The organism is bacterium (assembly GCA_023145965.1).
GTDB lineage: Bacteria > UBP14 > UBA6098 > UBA6098 > UBA6098 > UBA6098.
In genome coordinates this window covers 1-18,028 of record JAGLDC010000082.1, presented here as the reverse complement: position 1 = coordinate 18,028, position 18,028 = coordinate 1, and the positions used below count along the sequence as shown (strand labels likewise).

14 protein-coding genes and 1 tRNA gene are annotated in these 18,028 nt (G+C 44.5%); all 15 read left to right on the top strand.

What is annotated here, in order from left to right:
• On the top strand, nt 1-932 hold a 932-nt coding region (locus KAH81_08170; GenBank protein MCK5833629.1), incomplete at its 5' end, for an elongation factor Tu.
• Nucleotides 933-937: 5 nt separating this feature from the next.
• Nucleotides 938-1,090: a 50S ribosomal protein L33 gene (gene rpmG / locus KAH81_08165; GenBank protein ID MCK5833628.1), complete on the top strand. Its 153-nt coding sequence runs from the start codon at nt 938-940 to the stop codon at nt 1,088-1,090.
• Between the two features lie 30 nt (nt 1,091-1,120).
• Nucleotides 1,121-1,193: transfer RNA gene (locus tag KAH81_08160), tRNA-Trp, on the top strand.
• 97 nt (nt 1,194-1,290) lie between these two features.
• A complete protein-coding gene (secE, locus tag KAH81_08155; protein MCK5833627.1) occupies nt 1,291-1,449 on the top strand; it encodes a preprotein translocase subunit SecE in 159 nt (52 codons plus the stop codon).
• A 3-nt stretch (nt 1,450-1,452) separates the two neighbouring features.
• Nucleotides 1,453-1,989 (top strand): transcription termination/antitermination factor NusG, encoded by a 537-nt coding sequence (gene nusG / locus KAH81_08150; protein MCK5833626.1) that lies wholly within the window; start codon nt 1,453-1,455, stop codon nt 1,987-1,989.
• Nucleotides 1,990-2,157: 168 nt separating this feature from the next.
• Nucleotides 2,158-2,586: a 50S ribosomal protein L11 gene (gene rplK / locus KAH81_08145; GenBank protein ID MCK5833625.1), complete on the top strand. Its 429-nt coding sequence runs from the start codon at nt 2,158-2,160 to the stop codon at nt 2,584-2,586.
• A gap of 3 nt (nt 2,587-2,589) precedes the next feature.
• Nucleotides 2,590-3,285 carry a 50S ribosomal protein L1 gene (locus KAH81_08140; GenBank protein ID MCK5833624.1) on the top strand — a complete coding sequence of 232 codons (696 nt, stop codon included), beginning with the start codon at nt 2,590-2,592 and terminating at the stop codon, nt 3,283-3,285.
• A gap of 17 nt (nt 3,286-3,302) precedes the next feature.
• A complete protein-coding gene (locus KAH81_08135) occupies nt 3,303-3,824 on the top strand; it encodes a 50S ribosomal protein L10 (protein MCK5833623.1) in 522 nt (173 codons plus the stop codon).
• A 27-nt stretch (nt 3,825-3,851) separates the two neighbouring features.
• Nucleotides 3,852-4,268: a 50S ribosomal protein L7/L12 gene (gene rplL / locus KAH81_08130; protein ID MCK5833622.1), complete on the top strand. Its 417-nt coding sequence runs from the start codon at nt 3,852-3,854 to the stop codon at nt 4,266-4,268.
• Nucleotides 4,269-4,463: 195 nt separating this feature from the next.
• Complete coding sequence (gene rpoB / locus KAH81_08125; GenBank protein ID MCK5833621.1) at nt 4,464-8,234, top strand: DNA-directed RNA polymerase subunit beta; 3,771 nt, start codon at nt 4,464-4,466, stop codon at nt 8,232-8,234.
• Between the two features lie 59 nt (nt 8,235-8,293).
• Complete coding sequence (locus KAH81_08120; GenBank protein MCK5833620.1) at nt 8,294-12,895, top strand: DNA-directed RNA polymerase subunit beta'; 4,602 nt, start codon at nt 8,294-8,296, stop codon at nt 12,893-12,895.
• Between the two features lie 38 nt (nt 12,896-12,933).
• On the top strand, nt 12,934-13,302 hold the full coding sequence (rpsL, locus tag KAH81_08115) for a 30S ribosomal protein S12 (GenBank protein ID MCK5833619.1): 369 nt from the start codon (nt 12,934-12,936) through the stop codon (nt 13,300-13,302).
• Nucleotides 13,303-13,451: 149 nt separating this feature from the next.
• Nucleotides 13,452-14,774 (top strand): GTPase, encoded by a 1,323-nt coding sequence (locus KAH81_08110; protein ID MCK5833618.1) that lies wholly within the window; start codon nt 13,452-13,454, stop codon nt 14,772-14,774.
• 75 nt (nt 14,775-14,849) lie between these two features.
• Nucleotides 14,850-15,800 carry a carbamate kinase gene (locus KAH81_08105; GenBank protein MCK5833617.1) on the top strand — a complete coding sequence of 317 codons (951 nt, stop codon included), beginning with the start codon at nt 14,850-14,852 and terminating at the stop codon, nt 15,798-15,800.
• A gap of 618 nt (nt 15,801-16,418) precedes the next feature.
• On the top strand, nt 16,419-18,028 hold a 1,610-nt coding region (locus tag KAH81_08100), incomplete at its 3' end, for a T9SS type A sorting domain-containing protein (protein ID MCK5833616.1).

The window sequence follows — 18,028 nt, the reverse complement described above, 5'->3', positions numbered from 1 at the left end:
TCACAGGTGCAGCGCAGATGGATGGTGCTATTCTCGTGGTTAGTGCCGCAGATGGTCCCATGCCGCAGACTGCGGAGCACGTGCTACTTGCGCGACAGGTTAATGTGCCAGCACTCGTAGTTTTTATGAACAAATGCGATATGGTTGACGATCCCGAGTTGCTGGATCTTGTAGAGCTTGAGGTAAGGGACCTTCTTTCTAAGAACAAGTTCCCCGGAGATGATATTCCTATCATTCGCGGAAGCGCTCTAGAAGCTATGAAGGCTGGACTCAACACAGATAAGCCCATCGACGACCCGATCTTCAAGCCGATCATCGATCTCATGGAAGCTGTAGATAACTACATTCCAGAGCCTATACGCGATGTAGATCTTCCGTTCCTCATGCCGATCGAGGATGTTTTCTCGATTACCGGTCGCGGAACCGTCGGCACCGGTCGTGTCGAGCGTGGTAAGATTCTTCCTGGCAAAGAGGTTGAAATTGTCGGTATCAAACCTACGCGTAAGAGTGTAGCAACGAGCCTTGAAATGTTCCGTAAGATCCTCGATTTTGCGGAAGCTGGCGACAATGTTGGTGTGCTTCTCCGTGGTGTCGACAAAAATTCTCTCGAACGCGGAATGGTTCTTGCCGCTCCAGGTGCTATAACGCCTCACACCAAGTTTAAGGCTGAGGTTTATGTTCTTAAGACACATGAGGGTGGTCGTAACAAGCCGTTCTTTACAGGATATCGTCCGCAGTTCTATTTCAGAACTACCGATGTTACCGGTGAGATCAAACTCCCCGAGGGCACCGAGATGGTTATGCCTGGTGATAATGTTACGATGGACTGTGAACTTATATGTCCGATTGCCATGGATGAGGGTCTCCGTTTTGCTATTCGCGAAGGCGGAAAGACTATCGGCGCAGGTGTCGTGCACACCATAATAGAGTAGCTTTTATGGCAAGAGATGTAATCATACTTGCTTGTACCGAGTGTAAAGCTAAGAACTATACATACTCGAAGAACAAGCGAATTCACCCCGAAAGAGTAGAATATAAAAAGTTCTGCCCCAAATGCGGTAAACATACTCTGCATAAAGAGAGTAGATAGAATAGTTCCCGGTTTTAACCAGGGTAGTATAGGCCTGTAGCTCAACTGGCAGAGCGGCGGTCTCCAAAACCGCAGGCTGGGGGTTCAAGTCCCTCCGGGCCTGATTAGTTCGAGCGGGGATCGGATTACGATCCCCGCATAAGGAAATTAACCGTTTAATGCGGGATTTGAAGATGTTCGAAAAACTGAAGATTTTTATAATGGAATCGTATCAGGAGTTTAAGAAAGTTCGATGGCCAAGCAAGGACGAGCTTATCGGTCTTACTATCGCGGTGATAGTGTCAAGTTTATTGCTTCTAGTTTTTGTAGGAGTTATAGACAGGTTGTTCTTCTTTCTCATTCAATTAATAATGGGTTGATAAATGCTTAAGTGGTATGTTGTTCATACGTTATCCGGTCACGAACAAAAGGCTAAAAGGTATCTCGAAGCAGCCGCGCGGGAAAAAGGGCTTCAGGATCAGATTGTCGAGATTCTGATACCCACCGAGGATGTTATTGAGATGCGGCAGGGCAAGAGGAGAACGGTTCAACGGAAGTTCTTCCCCAGCTATATTTTAGTGAATATGGAAGTGACTAAGGAATCGCAAGCGCTGGTTAACGGAACGCCAGGCGTTACGAATTTTCTATTATCTGGCGGAAAACCTGTTCCAGTTACCGAAGTGGAAATAGATAGAATTCGTGCTCGTTCAGAAGGCATAGAAGCTACTGAACATAAGATTGAGATACCTTTCAATGTTGGTGATTTGGTTAAGGTTATTGATGGACCTTTCCGTGATTTCACCGGAGGAGTTTCTGAAATCAATCCCGAGCGCGGTAAGATCAAGGTGATGGTCAGTATTTTTGGAAGACTCACACCAGTCGAAGTCGATTTTCTTCAGGTCAAAGAGGATGAGGAATAGCTGTTTTATAGCGATAGATTTTATAGTCGAATGAGCGCTGGGTTATTTTAGTAGGGAATTTTTTACAATATTTTTTGAATCCGTTTTAACGGAGATTGCGCTCTTTCATTAACATTTGTCCGAAATCACCACGACTCGCCTCTACCGTGGGAGGACGAAAGGAAAATTATGGCAAAAAAAGAAATTAAAGGTACGGTAAAGCTTCAAATACCGGCCGGGAAGGCAACGCCAGCACCGCCGGTGGGGCCTGCTCTTGGTCAAGCAGGGATCAGAATTATGGATTTCTGTAAGGCCTTCAATGCTCAAACGTCTAAAATGGGTGACTCTATAGTTCCTGTTGTTATCACGGTGTTTGCTGACAAATCTTTTTCTTTTATCACAAAGACATCGCCAGCAAGCAGTTTACTGAAAAAAGCCTCTAAGATTTCAAAAGGCTCCGGAACGCCAGACAAGATTAAGGTAGCGACAATTTCCAGAGCACAGCTTAAAGAAATCGCCGAAATTAAAATGCCCGATCTAAATGCTAATGATATCGAAGCTGCAATGAAAATCGTTGCAGGCACCGCTAGAAGCATGGGCATAACGGTGGAGGGCTGATAGATGAAGCATGGTAAACTATACAAAGAAGCCTCGACCAAGGTCGATAGAATGAAGCGTTACGGTCTTGAAGAAGCTGTTATTTTACTCAAAGAATGTAAATACACAAAATTCGATGAATCTGTTGAAGTAGCCATTAATCTTGGGGTTGATCCGAGACATGCCGATCAAATGATCAGAGGCTCGGTTGTTCTTCCCAGGGGAACTGGCAAAAAGGTGAAAATCGCGGTTTTTGCTGAGGGCGAAGATGCCGAAGCTGCCAAAGCAGCCGGTGCAGACGTTGTTGGAAGCGATGATCTCGTCGAGAAGATTAAAGAAGGCTGGCTAGATTTCGATGTTGCTATTTCTCATCCCTCTTTAATGGGTAAGGTCGGTAAACTTGGCCGCACGCTTGGTCCAAGGGGTCTTATGCCGAATCCGAAGTCCGGCACAGTTGCCCCAGATGTTGCAAGAGCTGTCAAAGAAGCCAGAGCTGGTAAGATTGAATATCGTGTAGATAAGGCCGGTATAATTCACACTATGGTCGGCAAGGTTTCATTTGAAACCGACGCGCTTGTGGAGAACTGTACGGTATTGATCGATGTTCTTGAAAAAGCAAGACCGGTTTCGGTTAAGGGTGTGTATTTCAAATCGATGGCGCTGTCTTCGACGATGGGTCCTGGTATCAAAATCGATTTGTCCAATATAATTAAAAAGTAACGCCGAAAGGAGTCGAAGTGCCCAATCCGGCGAAAATAGAAGCAGTTAAAAAGCTCAAGATTTTGTTGAGCGAATATAACATACACTATATCACTGATCATACCGGCCTTAACGTCGCGCAAGTCAGTGATCTTCGCAGAAAACTCAGTGAGTCGGGTTCTACTATGCGCGTGGCAAAGAATCGCCTCATTCAAATTGCCCGTGCTGAAAGTGGTTTGTCCCGGATAGATGATGTTTTTGAAGGTCCTACGAGTATGGTTCTTGCAAAAGACGATCCGGTGCCTTCTGCGAGAGTATTGAAGATGTTTATCAACGATATTTCAATGCCACAAATTAAGGCAGTGATAATCGATGATAAAATGTTTAGTCTTAACCGTTTCGATGAAATAGCTGCTATGCCATGTCTCGACCAGCTTAGAGCTAATTTTATTGGAGCGATGGCCTCGCCCATGACTGGTTTGGCTATTGGCCTTTCCGGTTTGATGCGTGGACTCGTAGTTGCGCTTTCTGCAATTAGCGAGAAAAAACAAGAAGAATAATCAAAAAAATAAACTAAGGAGAGACGAATGTGTCCTGAAGAAAACGCCCCTGAAATTCAACTGAGCGACAACGCGCAGGCCATTCTTGATGGAATAGAGAAGCTTACGGTTATGGAACTTGCGGATCTGGTGAAAGCACTTGAAGAGAAGTTCGGTGTTTCTGCCGCTGCTCCAATGGCCATGGCAGCTATTCCGGTCGGCGCTGCAGCAGCTGAAGTAGCTGAAGAGAAAACTCAATTTACCCCGATGCTCACTTCTATCGGTGACCAAAAAATCAAGGTTATCAAGGAAGTCCGCGGTGTTACAGACCTCGGTTTGAAAGAAGCCAAGGACTTTGTTGAGAGCACACTGCCCGCCGCGATTAAAGAGGACATCCCAGAGGATGAAGCGAAGAAGATTAAAGAAGCTGTAGAGGCTGTTGGCGCGACAGTTGAGATCAAGTAGCATCTCGAAATTAACGGGGCTGTCATTCGATGACAGCCCCCACAATTCTGCCCGGTTTAAAAATATCGAGGCAGATTTGCCTATTTATACGAAGGCATGGTTTTTTGTTCGTAATTTGTTTTGGCGTATCGAATTATAATTAAGTTATTTGGCCGTTTAGACTACGGCTGATACTAATAAAAAGGCGAGGGAAGCGTGAAAGTTTACGAAGACCGCACGGATTTCACTAAAACCGAGCCCGTAGTGCCTATTCCTAACCTACTGTCGGTGCAGATTAGCTCATACGGTGATTTTCTTCAGCTGGATGTTCCTAATGAAGAGAGGGAAAAGAAAGGTTTAGAAGAGGTATTTCGAAGCAATTTCCCAATAGAGGATCTCTATGGGAAATACACGCTCGATTATATCAATTATCAAGTGGGTAAACCAAGATTTAATATCGATGAGTGCCGCATAAGGAATATGACATATTCTGGCAGCCTAAAAGTTAGGCTTAAGCTCATTGAGTGGGAAGGTGAAGGCGAGTCACGAAGGATGAAAGAGGCTCGAGAGGGAGAGGTTTATCTAGGCGAGATTCCTCTTATCACCAATTACGGCACCTTTGTTATTAATGGTGCCGAACGCGTAGTCGTTAGCCAGCTACACAGAAGCCCGGGTGTTTTCTTTGATGAAGTCGTTCATCCAAACGGCAAAAGGCTCTTTTCTGCACGTATTATCCCCTATCGTGGAAGTTGGATCGAGCTCAAATTCGATATTCGCGAGGCTATTTGGGTTTATTTCGACACTAGACGCAAGACGCCCATAACTACTCTACTTCGCGCTTTCGGATACGATACCGATAAAGCCATTATCGAGCTTTTTCATGAGGTTAAAACATACAAAGTTCACCCTCAGAATAAAAGACATGTTGTGGGCAATTATGCTGCTGATACTCTATTCGATTTCGAGACAGGCGTCGTGCATCTTCAAGCTTGCGAGCAAATTACCGAAGAGAAATTCGACGAGCTTGTAGAAGCGCAGATAGATGAAGTACCATTTTTTAAATTAGAACAACGGGAAATTCCTGTTATTCTGGCCTCATTGAAGGCTGACACCACTACTTCCTATGAAGAAGCAGTCAGAGAGGTATTTAGCATAATCCGCCCCGGCGATGTTCTCGAAGAAGAAGGTCTTTCGACGATGCTCGAAACGTTCCTTTTCAACGATAAACGCTATGATCTTGGCGAGGTCGGAAGATACAAAATGGATCAACGGCTTGGAATTAACATTCCAATTTCGAATCACGCACTTTCCCGGGAAGATTTTCTTGAAATTTCGAGATATTTAATCGTACTACGCCACGGAAAGGGAAACCTTGATGATATAGACCATTTGGGCGTTAGAAGAGCAAGAAGTGTCGGCGAATTAGTTGAAAATCAGGTTCGTGTAGGTCTTGCGAGGATGTCTAGGACGGTCCGCGAGAGAATGCGTCTTCGCGATGTCGAGACTCTTACTCCAAGCGATCTTATTAATGCAAGAACTGTCAGCGCTGTTATTAATAGTTTCTTCGGTTCCAGCCAACTTTCGCAGTTTATGGATCAGATCAATCCGTTGGCAGAACTTACACACAAAAGAAGACTTTCTGCGCTTGGGCCAGGCGGTCTTTCTAGAGAGCGAGCTGGTTTCGAGGTGCGCGATGTGCACTATACGCATTATGGCAGAATGTGTCCCATTGAGACTCCTGAAGGCCAGAATATTGGTCTTATTACAAGCCTTTCGGTTTATGGTAGGATTAACAAATATGGTTTTATCGAAACACCTTATCGAAAAGTGATCAACCGCAAAGTAACAAGCGATGTCGTGTATCTTACCTCCGATGAAGAGGATAGATACACTATAGCACAAGCCAATGCTAAGGTTGACGAGAAGGGTATGTTAGTCAATGACAAGGTGTTTGCGCGGCACCGCGCTGATATTATTATGGCTCCTTCGGATAAGATCGATTTTATTGATGTTTCTCCTACGCAGCTAGTTAGCGTGTCGGCAGCTTTGATTCCTTTTCTCGAACACGATGATGCTAACCGTGCGCTCATGGGCTCTAACATGCAACGCCAGTCCGTTCCTCTGATGGTAACAACGAGTCCAGTAGTTGGAACAGGAGTTGAACGCAGAGCAGCTTTGGATTCAGGTGCTGTTGTAGTTGCTAAGCGTGGTGGAACGGTGACATATGTTGATGCTAATACTGTGGATATCAAACCTGCGGAGGTTCCGGAGGAATTTATCTCTATAGAAGATGTAGATAGATATGATATGTCCAAATTCAGACGCTCGAATCAAAATACTTCTATCAACCAGCGCCCTGTTGTTAAAAAGGGAGATTTAGTCGAAGAAGGCGGCATAATTGCAGATGGAGCTGCTACTAAGGGTGGAAAACTCGCACTCGGTAAGAATCTCTTGGTCGCGTTTATGCCTTGGTACGGATATAATTACGAAGATGCTATTATCATCTCAGAAAAATGCGTAAAAGAGGATATATTTACTAGCGTTCATGTCGAGGAGTTCGAGCTTCAAGTGAGGGAAACAAAGCGTGGTCCTGAAGAGCTCACGCGCGAGCTTCCAAATGTTTCCGACGAAGCCATCATGAACCTCGACAAGCGTGGAATTATTGTTGTTGGTTCCGAAGTTGAAAGCGGGGACATTCTTGTCGGGCGTGTTACGCCGAAAGGAGAAACTGAAGCTTCCCCTGAAGAACGCCTCCTTCGCGCAATATTCGGCGACAAAGCCGGAGACGTCAAGGATGCTTCGCTCAAAGCTCCCCCGGGTATGAAGGGAGTTGTAATCGACACCGTTCTTCTTGAGAGGAAGAAATCAGGAAAGAACGCACGCAAGAAGGAAAAAGAGATAATTCTCGAGCTCACAGAGAAGTATGAAGATGAGATCGGTAAGATTCGTACTCGTAGGGATGAGATACTCAATAATTTCCTTATGGGAAAAAGAGCAAAAGATATATTCTCACAGATTACCGGCGAGCAGCTTATCGATACCGGCAAAAAAATAAGCACAAAATTGATCGAGAATATAAATTTCGAGGATCTAGATCCGAAAAGCGATTGGACATCCACAGCTAAAACCAATAAGCAGATTCGTAAGATACTACGCCATGCAAAGATGCTAATCGAGGATAAACTCGAAGAGCTTAAGATAGAAAAAGATAAGATAGTCCGCGGCGATGAGCTTCCTCCTGGAGTCCTACAAATGGTCAAGGTCCATGTAGCGATGAAGAGGAAGATTTCCGTTGGTGACAAGATGGCGGGACGACACGGCAATAAGGGTGTTATTTCTAAAATTGTTCCCACAGAAGATATGCCTTATCTCAAAGATGGTACTCCTGTCGATATTATACTTAATCCACTCGGTGTGCCTTCGCGTATGAATATTGGGCAAATCCTCGAAACACACCTCGGTTGGGCGGTCTCCAAGCTGGGATATCCGGGAGCTGAAACACCTGTGTTTAATGGCGGAACCATCGGTGAAATCAAAGAACTTATGAAGAAGGCTGGGATACCCGAAACTGGCAAAGTTACTCTTTATGATGGACTTACTGGTAATGCTTTCCAGAGCCCAGTTACCGTTGGGATTATCTATATGATGAAGCTGTCGCATCTTGCCGATGATAAGATTCATGCTAGAAGTATTGGCCCATATTCTCTTGTCACGCAACAGCCGCTTGGCGGAAAGGCACAATTTGGTGGCCAACGTTTTGGAGAGATGGAAGTTTGGGCACTCGAGGCCTATGGCGCGGCTCATACGCTTCAGGAGATTCTGACCTATAAATCGGACGATGTTCGTGGTCGTGCTAAGATGTATGAAGCAATAGTTAAAGGTGAAAATCCGCCAGAAGCTGGCATACCAGAGTCATTTAATGTTCTTGTTAAGGAGATGCGGGGCCTCGGAATCGATGTTCAACTCCTTGAAGATGAAGAACACTAATTTAGTATAATGTTTGGTTTATATGTTTCTGAAGATCAATAATCAACCGGGAGATAAAGGTGTCTAAAATCACCAATGTAATGGACAAAGCAGGAATGGATTTTTCAGCTATAAAGCTCATGCTCGCAGGCCCGGAGGTGATCCGTTCATGGAGCTTCGGCGAGGTGACTAAGCCGGAAACTATCAATTATAGGACATTTAAACCCGAGAAGGGTGGTCTGTTCTGCGAGAGAATATTCGGTCCTGTCAAGGACTGGGAATGCTCTTGCGGCAAATATAAAGGTATTAGGTATAAAGGAGTGGTATGCGATAGGTGTAACGTCGAAATTACTCGAGCTAGAGTTCGCAGGGAAAGAATGGGCCATATCGAGTTGGCTGTCCCTGTTACGCATATTTGGTATGTTCGATCTCATCCCTCGAGAGTGGGACGTTTGCTCAATCTCTCAATCACGGCATTGGAACAGATTATCTATTTTGAGTCCTATGTTGTGCTCGATGCGGGAGACTCTGAGAAAACCGGTCTTTCAAAAGGACAGGTAATCTCCGAAGAGGAATACGACGAGCTGAAGTCCAATAGTGTTGAATTCCGTGCGGGTATGGGAGCTGAAGCGATCTACGAGCTTCTTTCTACGCTCGATATCAACGAATTGGTTAAAGAGCTTAGAGCAAACATCAAGACCGAGACGAGCGCTCAACGCCGAAAGACTTTGCTTAAGCGCCTAGAGGTTTCGGAGAGTTTCCGTCATTCAGGTAATCGCTCCGAATGGATGGTTATGAAGGTTGTTCCCATTATTCCACCAGATTTAAGGCCACTGGTTCCCCTCGATGGTGGTAGATTTGCCACTAGCGACCTCAACGATCTTTATCGCCGGTTAATTAATCGTAATAATAGGCTAAAAAAGCTTTTAGATATTCAGGCTCCGGAAGTCATATTACGCAATGAAAAGCGTATGTTACAGGAAGCCGTCGATGCGCTCATGGACAACGGAAGACTCGGTAGTGCAGTGCGCGGGAAGTCCCGTAGAGCGCTAAAGTCTCTATCCGATCTCCTAAAAGGCAAGCAGGGGCGTTTCCGCCAGAATCTACTAGGAAAACGTGTAGATTATTCCGGCAGAAGTGTTATTGTTGTGGGACCAGAGCTTAAACTTCATGAGTGTGGTCTTCCTAAGTCTATGGCCCTCGAATTATTTAAACCGTTTATTCTTCGTAAGTTAGAGGAAAAGGGTTTCACTCAGACAGTTAAAAGCGCTAAAAAGTTTGTTGAAAGAGAGAAGCCCGAAATATGGGATTTACTCGAGGAAATCATTAAAGATCATCCCGTGCTTTTAAATCGTGCCCCGACTCTACACAGGCTTGGAATTCAAGCCTTTTATCCAAAACTTATCGAGGGAAAAGCAATCCAGATTCATCCGCTTGTCTGTGCAGCATTCAACGCCGACTTCGATGGCGACCAGATGCCGGTTCATGTCCCGCTTTCTTTTGAGGCACAGATGGAAGCCCACATGCTTATGCTTGCGCCCAATAATATATTACAACCTTCGCAGGGTGAACCGGTGGCTACTCCATCGCAAGATATGGTTCTTGGGTGTTATTACCTTACTAAATATCGTCCTGGCGAAAAGGGAGAAGGGATGTTCTTCTATTCCGGCGACGAGGTAAAAACTGCCTACGATCACGAGAAGGTTGGCCTTCATGCTCGAGTTGGTTTGAGGATACCTCCGCAGGAAGAGCATCTTAGATTTAGAAACGGTGATCAGGTTAAGGGAGGCGATTTAATCGCCAGTATCCCGAAACTTTCGCAAGACCCGAAGGTTCCTTCGAAAGTACCTCCGATCGAGATCACTGCTGGTCGCGCTGGAACGCTCTGTTACGACGAATTCGATGAGGAAAGAGGGATTCTACGAGCTAGACTTACATCTACTTCAGGCGATACTGTTCTTGCGCATATCGAGATTCCTGGCCCTCTGATCTGGACAACAGTTGGCAGAGCCTTATTCAATAACGCTGCACCGGTAGGTCTTCCTTACGCGAATGAAGTTATGAAAAAGAAAACACTTCGCGACCTTGTAGCTATCTGTTTCAAGATAAAAGGAAAAAGAGGAACGGCAAAGTTTCTAGATGAGCTTAAAACTTTCGGTTTCGAGTATGCAACTTACGGCGCTATTTCTATAGGAATTGACGATCTGGTCGTGCCTAAAGAAAAGCCCAAGCTAATCGAAAAGGCTCAAAAAGAGGTTGAAAAGATCAATGCTGCAAGAATGAAAGGTCTTATGACCGAAGGCGAAAGGTATAACAAGGTCATTGACATATGGAACAGAATGCAAGAAGAGGTTACCGAAGCGCTTTTCAGCACTCTTCTGAAAACAGATTATGGTTTCAATGCTTTGTCGATGATGGTTGACTCTAGGGCGAGAGGTTCAACGGATCAGGTTCGGCAGCTTGCTGGAATGCGTGGTCTTATGTCCAAACCTCAAAAAAGACTTACCGGACAAGAGATTATCGAGACGCCGATTCTATCGAATTTCAAGGAAGGATTGAGCGTTCTAGAATATTTCATTTCTACACATGGACAGCGCAAGGGTCTCGCCGATACAGCCCTTAAAACGGCTGAAGCTGGATATCTAACGCGTAGAATGGTCGATGTTGCTCAGGATGTTTTTATCACTGAAGAAAACTGCGGAACAATCCGTGGTGTCGAGAGAACAGCCCTTAAGGAGGGTGAAGATATAGTTATTCCGCTTCACGACCGTATTGCAGGTCGTGTGGCTGTTGAAAACGTTTATGATCCAGTCACCGATGAGATTATCGTGAAGACTGGAGAGGAAATATCGGATGAGAAAGCCCTCGAAATCGAAGATCGTGGTGTCGAGAGTATCGACATTCGCTCGGTATTGACTTGCGAGTCCCACCGCGGTGTTTGTGCTAAATGCTACGGTCGAGACCTCGCGACGAATAAAAGCGTTCAGGTTGGGGAGGCTGTTGGCATTATAGCCGGAGAGTCTATTGGTGAACCGGGAACCCAGCTTACGCTAAGAACCTTCCATATTGGAGGTACAGCAAGTCGTATCACCGAACAATCAAGAGTGCCAAATCGTTTTGCCGGCCGTGTCGAGTTTAGAAATATTAGATATATCGAAGGTCTCACCGAAGAATCCAGGGGTATAGTTCTCAATCGCACAGGTGAGATCTATATCATCGATGACAGCGAAAGAGAACATGTTTTTAAGGTACCTTATGGTGCTAATCTCTTTGTCGAACACGGAACACATATCGATGCTGGGACAGTGCTGTATGAATGGGAGCCTTATATTAATCCGATCCTTACTCATGTTAGCGGGACTATTGAATTTATCGATATTGTCGAAGATAGAACCGCCAAACAGATGGTCGATGATGCTACTATGACGAAGCAGCTTGTAGTTATCGATTTTCGTGATAAAGCATACCATCCCCGCCTTTTTGTGAAAGATAAAAAAGGCAAAGTTCTCGCTACGTATTCAATGCCTACCGATGCTCATATTCTTGTGGAGGAAGGCGATTATGTCGAGGCAGGTATGTCCGTAGCCAAACTCATGAGGTCTTTCACAAAATCGAGAGATATTACTGGTGGTCTTCCGAGAGTTGCGGAACTCTTTGAGGCGCGTAAACCAAAGGAACCTGCCATTATTTCCGAGATCGATGGTATCGTTCGTTTTACCCAAGAAGATACTCGTAAGACCGGAACCAAGATAGAGATCATCGGTGTCGATAGTCTGGAGCATCTCCGTGGCGAAGTCCTCGAAGAGCTTACCGAGGAAGAACCAATAAAAATTGGAAGGCGTTTCAAGATTTCACTCGAAGACGGCGAAGTCAAGATCGAGCGAAAAAAGCGCAGTAAATATCAGAAAACAGAGGCAGAACCTCATATCGAGCCTGATGGTTCATTGCTTTTTGAGATAACGAACTCTCGTTATATTCGTCTTAATCCAGATGGCAAGGCTTTTCTGGAAACAGCGCCGCATGTTGGTAGAGAGGTTTATGAATATAATATCCCGAGAGGCCGTCATATTCTTGTTCAGGAAAATGATAAAGTTCACGCTGGTCAGAAACTTTGCGATGGTCCTGTAATTCCACACGATATTTTACGAGTTCTTGGAGATCGTGCGGTTCAAGAGTATCTTTTGAATGAGATACAGGAAGTCTATAGGCTTCAAGGTGTTTCAACGAACGATAAACATATTGAGGTTATTGTTCGCCAGATGCTCAAGAAAGTTCGAGTAGATTCGCCCGGAGATACTCGTTTCTTAGAGGACGAGCAAGTGGATAGAGTCGAATTCCGTGAAGAAAACCGTAGGATAATTGCTCAAGGTGGAATTCCGGCCAATTTTGAGCCGCTTCTTCTCGGAATCACACGCGCAAGTCTAACAACCGATAGTTTTGTCAGCGCGGCTAGTTTCCAGCAAACAACTCGAGTTCTCACGGAAGCCACTGTTAGCGGGAAACGCGACGAGCTTCGCGGTCTAAAGGAAAATGTTATTATTGGGCGTCTTATCCCTGCGGGGACAGGATTTCGCGATTATCTGCGAATATCGCCTATATTTCTCGGAGAGGAAAAGTCGGAGGAAGATTCTATGCACGATTTGTTTATCGAAGCACAAACGGAAGATATCTTCGGATTTTAATAGGAATTTTAAAATGAAAAATAACGAAGGAGAAACAAGTGCCCACAATTAACCAACTGGTCAGAAAAGGGCGAACTCAAACCTCAAAGAAAACGAAGTCGCCAGCCCTTAAAAACTGTCCTCAGAGAAGAGGCGTTTGTATCAGAGTTTATACAATGACGCCTAAGAAGCCAAATTCTGCTCTCAGGAAAATAGCTCGTGTCCGTCTTACTAACGGCATCGAAGTTACGGCTTATATTCCCGGTGAAGGCCACAACCTTCAGGAACACAGTATAGTTCTGATTCGTGGTGGTAAAGTAAAGGACCTCCCGGGTGTTCGTTACCATGTGATTCGAGGAGCTTTGGACGCCACTGGCGTCAGCGACCGCAAGCGTAGTCGCTCGAAATACGGCACAAAAAAGAAATAAGTTTTTAGCAGGATTTCCGGTTCTATTTATTAAAATTGAACCGACTTGTATTTTTTCCATTTGTGCCTATTATACTGGATCGTTCGAGTTTATCTGGAATTCGAGCGATTGGTGTAATTTATTATAAATCATTTAGTTAAGGAGTTAAGATGGCAAGACGAAGAGTTATAATTATGGGCGCTGCTGGGAGAGATTTCCATAATTTTAATACCTTTTATCGCGACAATGAGGATTATGAAGTTGTTGCTTTTACAGCAACACAGATCCCAGATATCGAGGGAAGGTTATATCCTCCTGTTCTTGCTGGTAAGCTTTATCCTGAAGGCATACCAATTTTCCCGGAAGATGATCTCCCTGATCTCATCGACAAGCATGAAGTTGACGATGTGGTATTTTCCTATTCCGATGTGCCCTACGAATATGTTGTAGGTGCAGGATCTTGGGCTATGTCCTGTGGCGCCAAGAACTTTGTTCTTATGGGCCCTGTTCCGACTATGATCGAATCCAAGGTTCCGATTATTGCTGTCTGTGCTACTAGAACCGGTTGTGGCAAATCACAAACAACAAGGCGTGTTGCCGAGATTCTTACCGAAAAAGGTAAAAAAGTGGTCGTCATTCGTCACCCAATGCCTTATGGTGATCTTTCTAAACAGATATGGCAAAGGTTTGAGACAATAGAAGACCTTAAAAAGCACGAATGCACAATCGAAGAGATGGAAGAATACGAACCACATATCAACCGTGGAAATATCTTATATGCAGGCGTCGATTACGGGGAAATATTAAAACACGCTGAAAAAGAAGCCGATTTCATTATATGGGATGGCGGGAATAACGATATTCCGTTCTACAAGCCTGATCTTTGGATTACGGTTGCTGATCCGCATCGTCCGGGTGATGAGCTAGGTTATTATCCAAGTGAGATTAATTTCCGACTTGCCGATATGATAATATTAAACAAGGTCGATACAGCTGATTTAGAGGGGATTCTCGAAGTAAGAGAAAACGCTATGCAGGTTAATCCTAACGCGTTGACAGTCGAGGCAGCAAGCCCGATTACTGTCGATGATCCCGAGATGATCGAGGGTAAACGCGTTCTCGTAGTTGAAGATGGACCCACACTTACGCACGGCGGAATGAAATATGGCGCTGGTGTTATGGCGGCTATGCGCTGTGGTGCTGCTGAAATTATCGATCCGAGACCATTCGCCGTTGGAACTATCGCCGAGACTTTCAAAAAATATCCGGAAGTAGGCGAACTTCTTCCGGCTATGGGTTATAGCCCTAAACAGGTGAAGGATCTCGAGGCCACTATTGCGGCTTCCGATGCCGAAGTAGTTATTATTGGAACACCAATCGACCTCAGAAGAATAGTCAAAATCGACAAACCGAGTGTTCGTGTTAATTACGACCTTCAGATTATTGGAAGACCCAATTTGGAAGACGTAATTTATAAGACTTTCGACCTTTAGAGTTGAACAATATAATATGCCCCGTGGCAGTTACACGGGGCATGGTTTTTTTCTCAATATGTTGAATTAATAACCATGGATATCGATTTATTAAAACCCATTGTAATTGCTCTCGGAGGGAACGCTATATCGAAAGGCTCGGGGGAGACAATTGCCGAACAATTCTTCCGCGCTCGAACAAGTCTCATTCCGATAGTCGATTTGGCAAAATCCGGTTATCGTCTTGCAATCACTCATGGCAACGGACCTCAAGTAGGAAATGCGCTTTTACGTGTTGAGTTATCCCGCGAAAAAGTAATTTCTCTTCCGCTTTTTATGTGTGGTGGTTCTACGCAAGGCGAGATAGGATTTGTAATTGTCAACACCCTTAACAACCTTTTCAATGAATTGGATGTCGATAGAAATGTGGCGGTTATTGTAACTCAAGTTGAAGTTGATAGAGAGGATAAAGCATTCGGCGAACCCACTAAATATGTAGGTATGTTTTATAGCGAAGATGAGGCTAAATCTCTAGCTAGATCCATGGGGTGGATTGTCAAGGAAGACTCTGGTAGAGGTTGGCGAAGAGTTGTAGCTTCGCCCTGGCCTAAGCGGATAATCGAGGTTGATACTATCTCATCTTTGCTCGACTCGGGTGTTATAGTGGTTTGTGTTGGTGGAGGCGGTATTCCAATATATAAAGATGAATCAGGCAAATTCCACGGTGTAGATGCCGTTATCGATAAGGATCGCGCTAGCGCGCTTTTAGCGCTTGAAATTGGTGCTGAGGTCTTGGTTATTTTAACCAGCGTCGAGAAAGTATCGACCGAGTTCAATACGCTTTATCAGAAGGACTGGGATGTGATGAGCGTCGGTGCAGCCAAAAATCTACTTGCTAGTGGCGAATTCCCGAAAGGGAGTATGGGGCCTAAGATCCAAAGCGCAATATATTTTATCGAAAATGGTGGCAAGGAAGTTATTATCACAAGTATCGATAAGGTGAAAGAAGCTCTGGAAAACGACGCTGGCACAAGGATTATAGCATAATTCAATTAAATAGAATTTAGATCGATTAAAGGCGGTTTACCGCCTTTTTTGTTACTCATTTTTTTTGACTATTAATAAATGCCCTTCAATCTCGGGAGATAAAAGCGATTAGGACTTATCTCTATAATTGAAACCTAGGGTAATAAAAGGCAAAAAATCGTAGGGTTTTACATATAATCTATCCTGAAAATATATATACTTCCCGCCTTTCCGGCCGTCACGCTCCGTGCGAGTGCCCAATTTTCTTTATAATGCAATTTTCGTGCGCACGGACTCCCCGGAGCCCAACTTCCGGGACCCTCGCGCCGGCCTCGATTTCACCCAGGTGTGGTGCCTAGCGCTGGCACGGGAAGGGGAGTGTGGATGGGAAGAGATTTTTGCATCCGAAGGAACCGCAAAAATCGTGACAGCGCGGGGGCGGTATGAAATTCAAGCAAAGATTTCCGCGTAGGCAGATTTAAGTGGCGGCTAATCCAATAATATTGATGGCTGATGGGGGAGTTCGGTATATCTAAATAAATTTATTATGAATATAAATTTAAACACAAGAGTAGCAATTATACATAATTAATCATAAATTTATATATATTGAATTTAAACTCAAAGAAAGGGTTCGACATGTTAAAATTTAGGTTTGTTCCCAAATATATAGTATTACTGATTATACTTTCTTCAATAGCATTTGCATGGGAATATGCTAATAATCTCGGTGGAGGTCTAGATGAAGGTCGAGCTATTTCAATGTGTGCTGATGGCGGCTTTTTTCTCACAGGGCGATCGAATGCATGGGCATTAGGTGGTTTCGCCGACAATTGGTATGACTATGAAATGTTTCTGGTTAAGCTCGATGGTATGGGAACCGAGGAGTGGGTTCTCCATTACGGTCAACTTGGCGAGGGATATTATGATGCTGCTTGGTGTGTCTATGGGACTCCCGACTCAGGCGCTATTCTGTGTGGCAAAACGCAATCTCCTAAGTGGGTTGATGTGCCCTATGGTTACACAACATATTACGACGACATACTTGTTGTTCGTGTGGATAAAAATGGCGACACCCTCTGGACACACGGATATGGCGGTAACCGTTTCGACCGAGCATGGTGGATTAAGGGCATCCCGGGCACAGGAGATTTTTTCATGACTGGCCCATGTGCAAGTTTCGGACCGGATATGCCTTCTGAAGATTATGAAAATATATGGATTATGCGCATTGACTCACTTGGTGAAGTTGTCGAGGAGACTTATTGGGCCGATACATCTCGTCAGGGTCACACAGACGTGCGTTGGGGCGATGTCACTTCTGATGGGGGATGTATAGTTGTTGGTGCTACAGATATGCGCGATACGAGTTATTATTATGCTCCATATGATTCTACAGTTACTCACAGAATATCGCGGATAGTGCTTATAAAAGTAGATTCGCTATGCAATATCGAGTGGGAGAAAATATATGACTTAGGGTGCGCAGATCACTATCCAAGAGGAATTACATCATGTGTTGATGATGGATTCTTGATGACTTGCTATAATAAATGGCCTGCATGGACGCTCGGTATCCGCCTCGACGAAAATGGCGATACTCTTTGGACAAAATATATCGGACTCGATCCATTCGATCCTTCCATTAGACTTGCAAATTTCAATATGGTTATTAATGACGCCGATAACGGTTTTTATTTCGCCGGAAGCGGCCAAGGATGGGGATGGCTTGTCCGAACAGATGCTTATCTTAATGAAATGTGGACTGTTACAGCAAATTTCGGTTCACAAAGCGAAGTCTTCTTAAATTGTGTTCTAACTCCCGATGGGGGTTGCTGTGGATTTGGATATACATATTCACTTCCACCATCAGCATACTCCGATATTTACGCTATGAGAGTGAATCGCTTCGGGTATGACTATACCGGAATAGACGAAGTTGCAACCGAAAAACCCAGTATAATAGGGCTCAAAACCTCTCCAAATCCATTTAATTCTTCAGTGAGTATCGAGGTGACCGGTGCTGAAGATATGTCTAATCAAGCCCCTAAAGTAGAAATTTTCAATATATCCGGAAGACTTATGGACCAATTAACCCAATATGGTCCGCAAAAAATAAATTCAAAATCAGGCCACGAAGAAGATTCGGAAAATATCCCATATAAATTCACTTGGGAGCCGAAAAATAATATTCCCTCCGGAACATACCTCCTCCGGGCAAAAATTGGTAATATAATAGCAACAAAACA

Coding starts and splice junctions, on each gene's coding strand:
- rpmG (MCK5833628.1), top strand. CDS start 938: ATGGCAAGAGATGTAATCATACTTGCTTGTACCGAGTGTAAAGCTAAG.
- rplK (MCK5833625.1), top strand. CDS start 2,158: ATGGCAAAAAAAGAAATTAAAGGTACGGTAAAGCTTCAAATACCGGCC.
- KAH81_08105 (MCK5833617.1), top strand. CDS start 14,850: ATGGATATCGATTTATTAAAACCCATTGTAATTGCTCTCGGAGGGAAC.
- secE (MCK5833627.1), top strand. CDS start 1,291: ATGGAATCGTATCAGGAGTTTAAGAAAGTTCGATGGCCAAGCAAGGAC.
- rplL (MCK5833622.1), top strand. CDS start 3,852: ATGTGTCCTGAAGAAAACGCCCCTGAAATTCAACTGAGCGACAACGCG.
- nusG (MCK5833626.1), top strand. CDS start 1,453: ATGCTTAAGTGGTATGTTGTTCATACGTTATCCGGTCACGAACAAAAG.
- KAH81_08140 (MCK5833624.1), top strand. CDS start 2,590: ATGAAGCATGGTAAACTATACAAAGAAGCCTCGACCAAGGTCGATAGA.
- KAH81_08110 (MCK5833618.1), top strand. CDS start 13,452: ATGGCAAGACGAAGAGTTATAATTATGGGCGCTGCTGGGAGAGATTTC.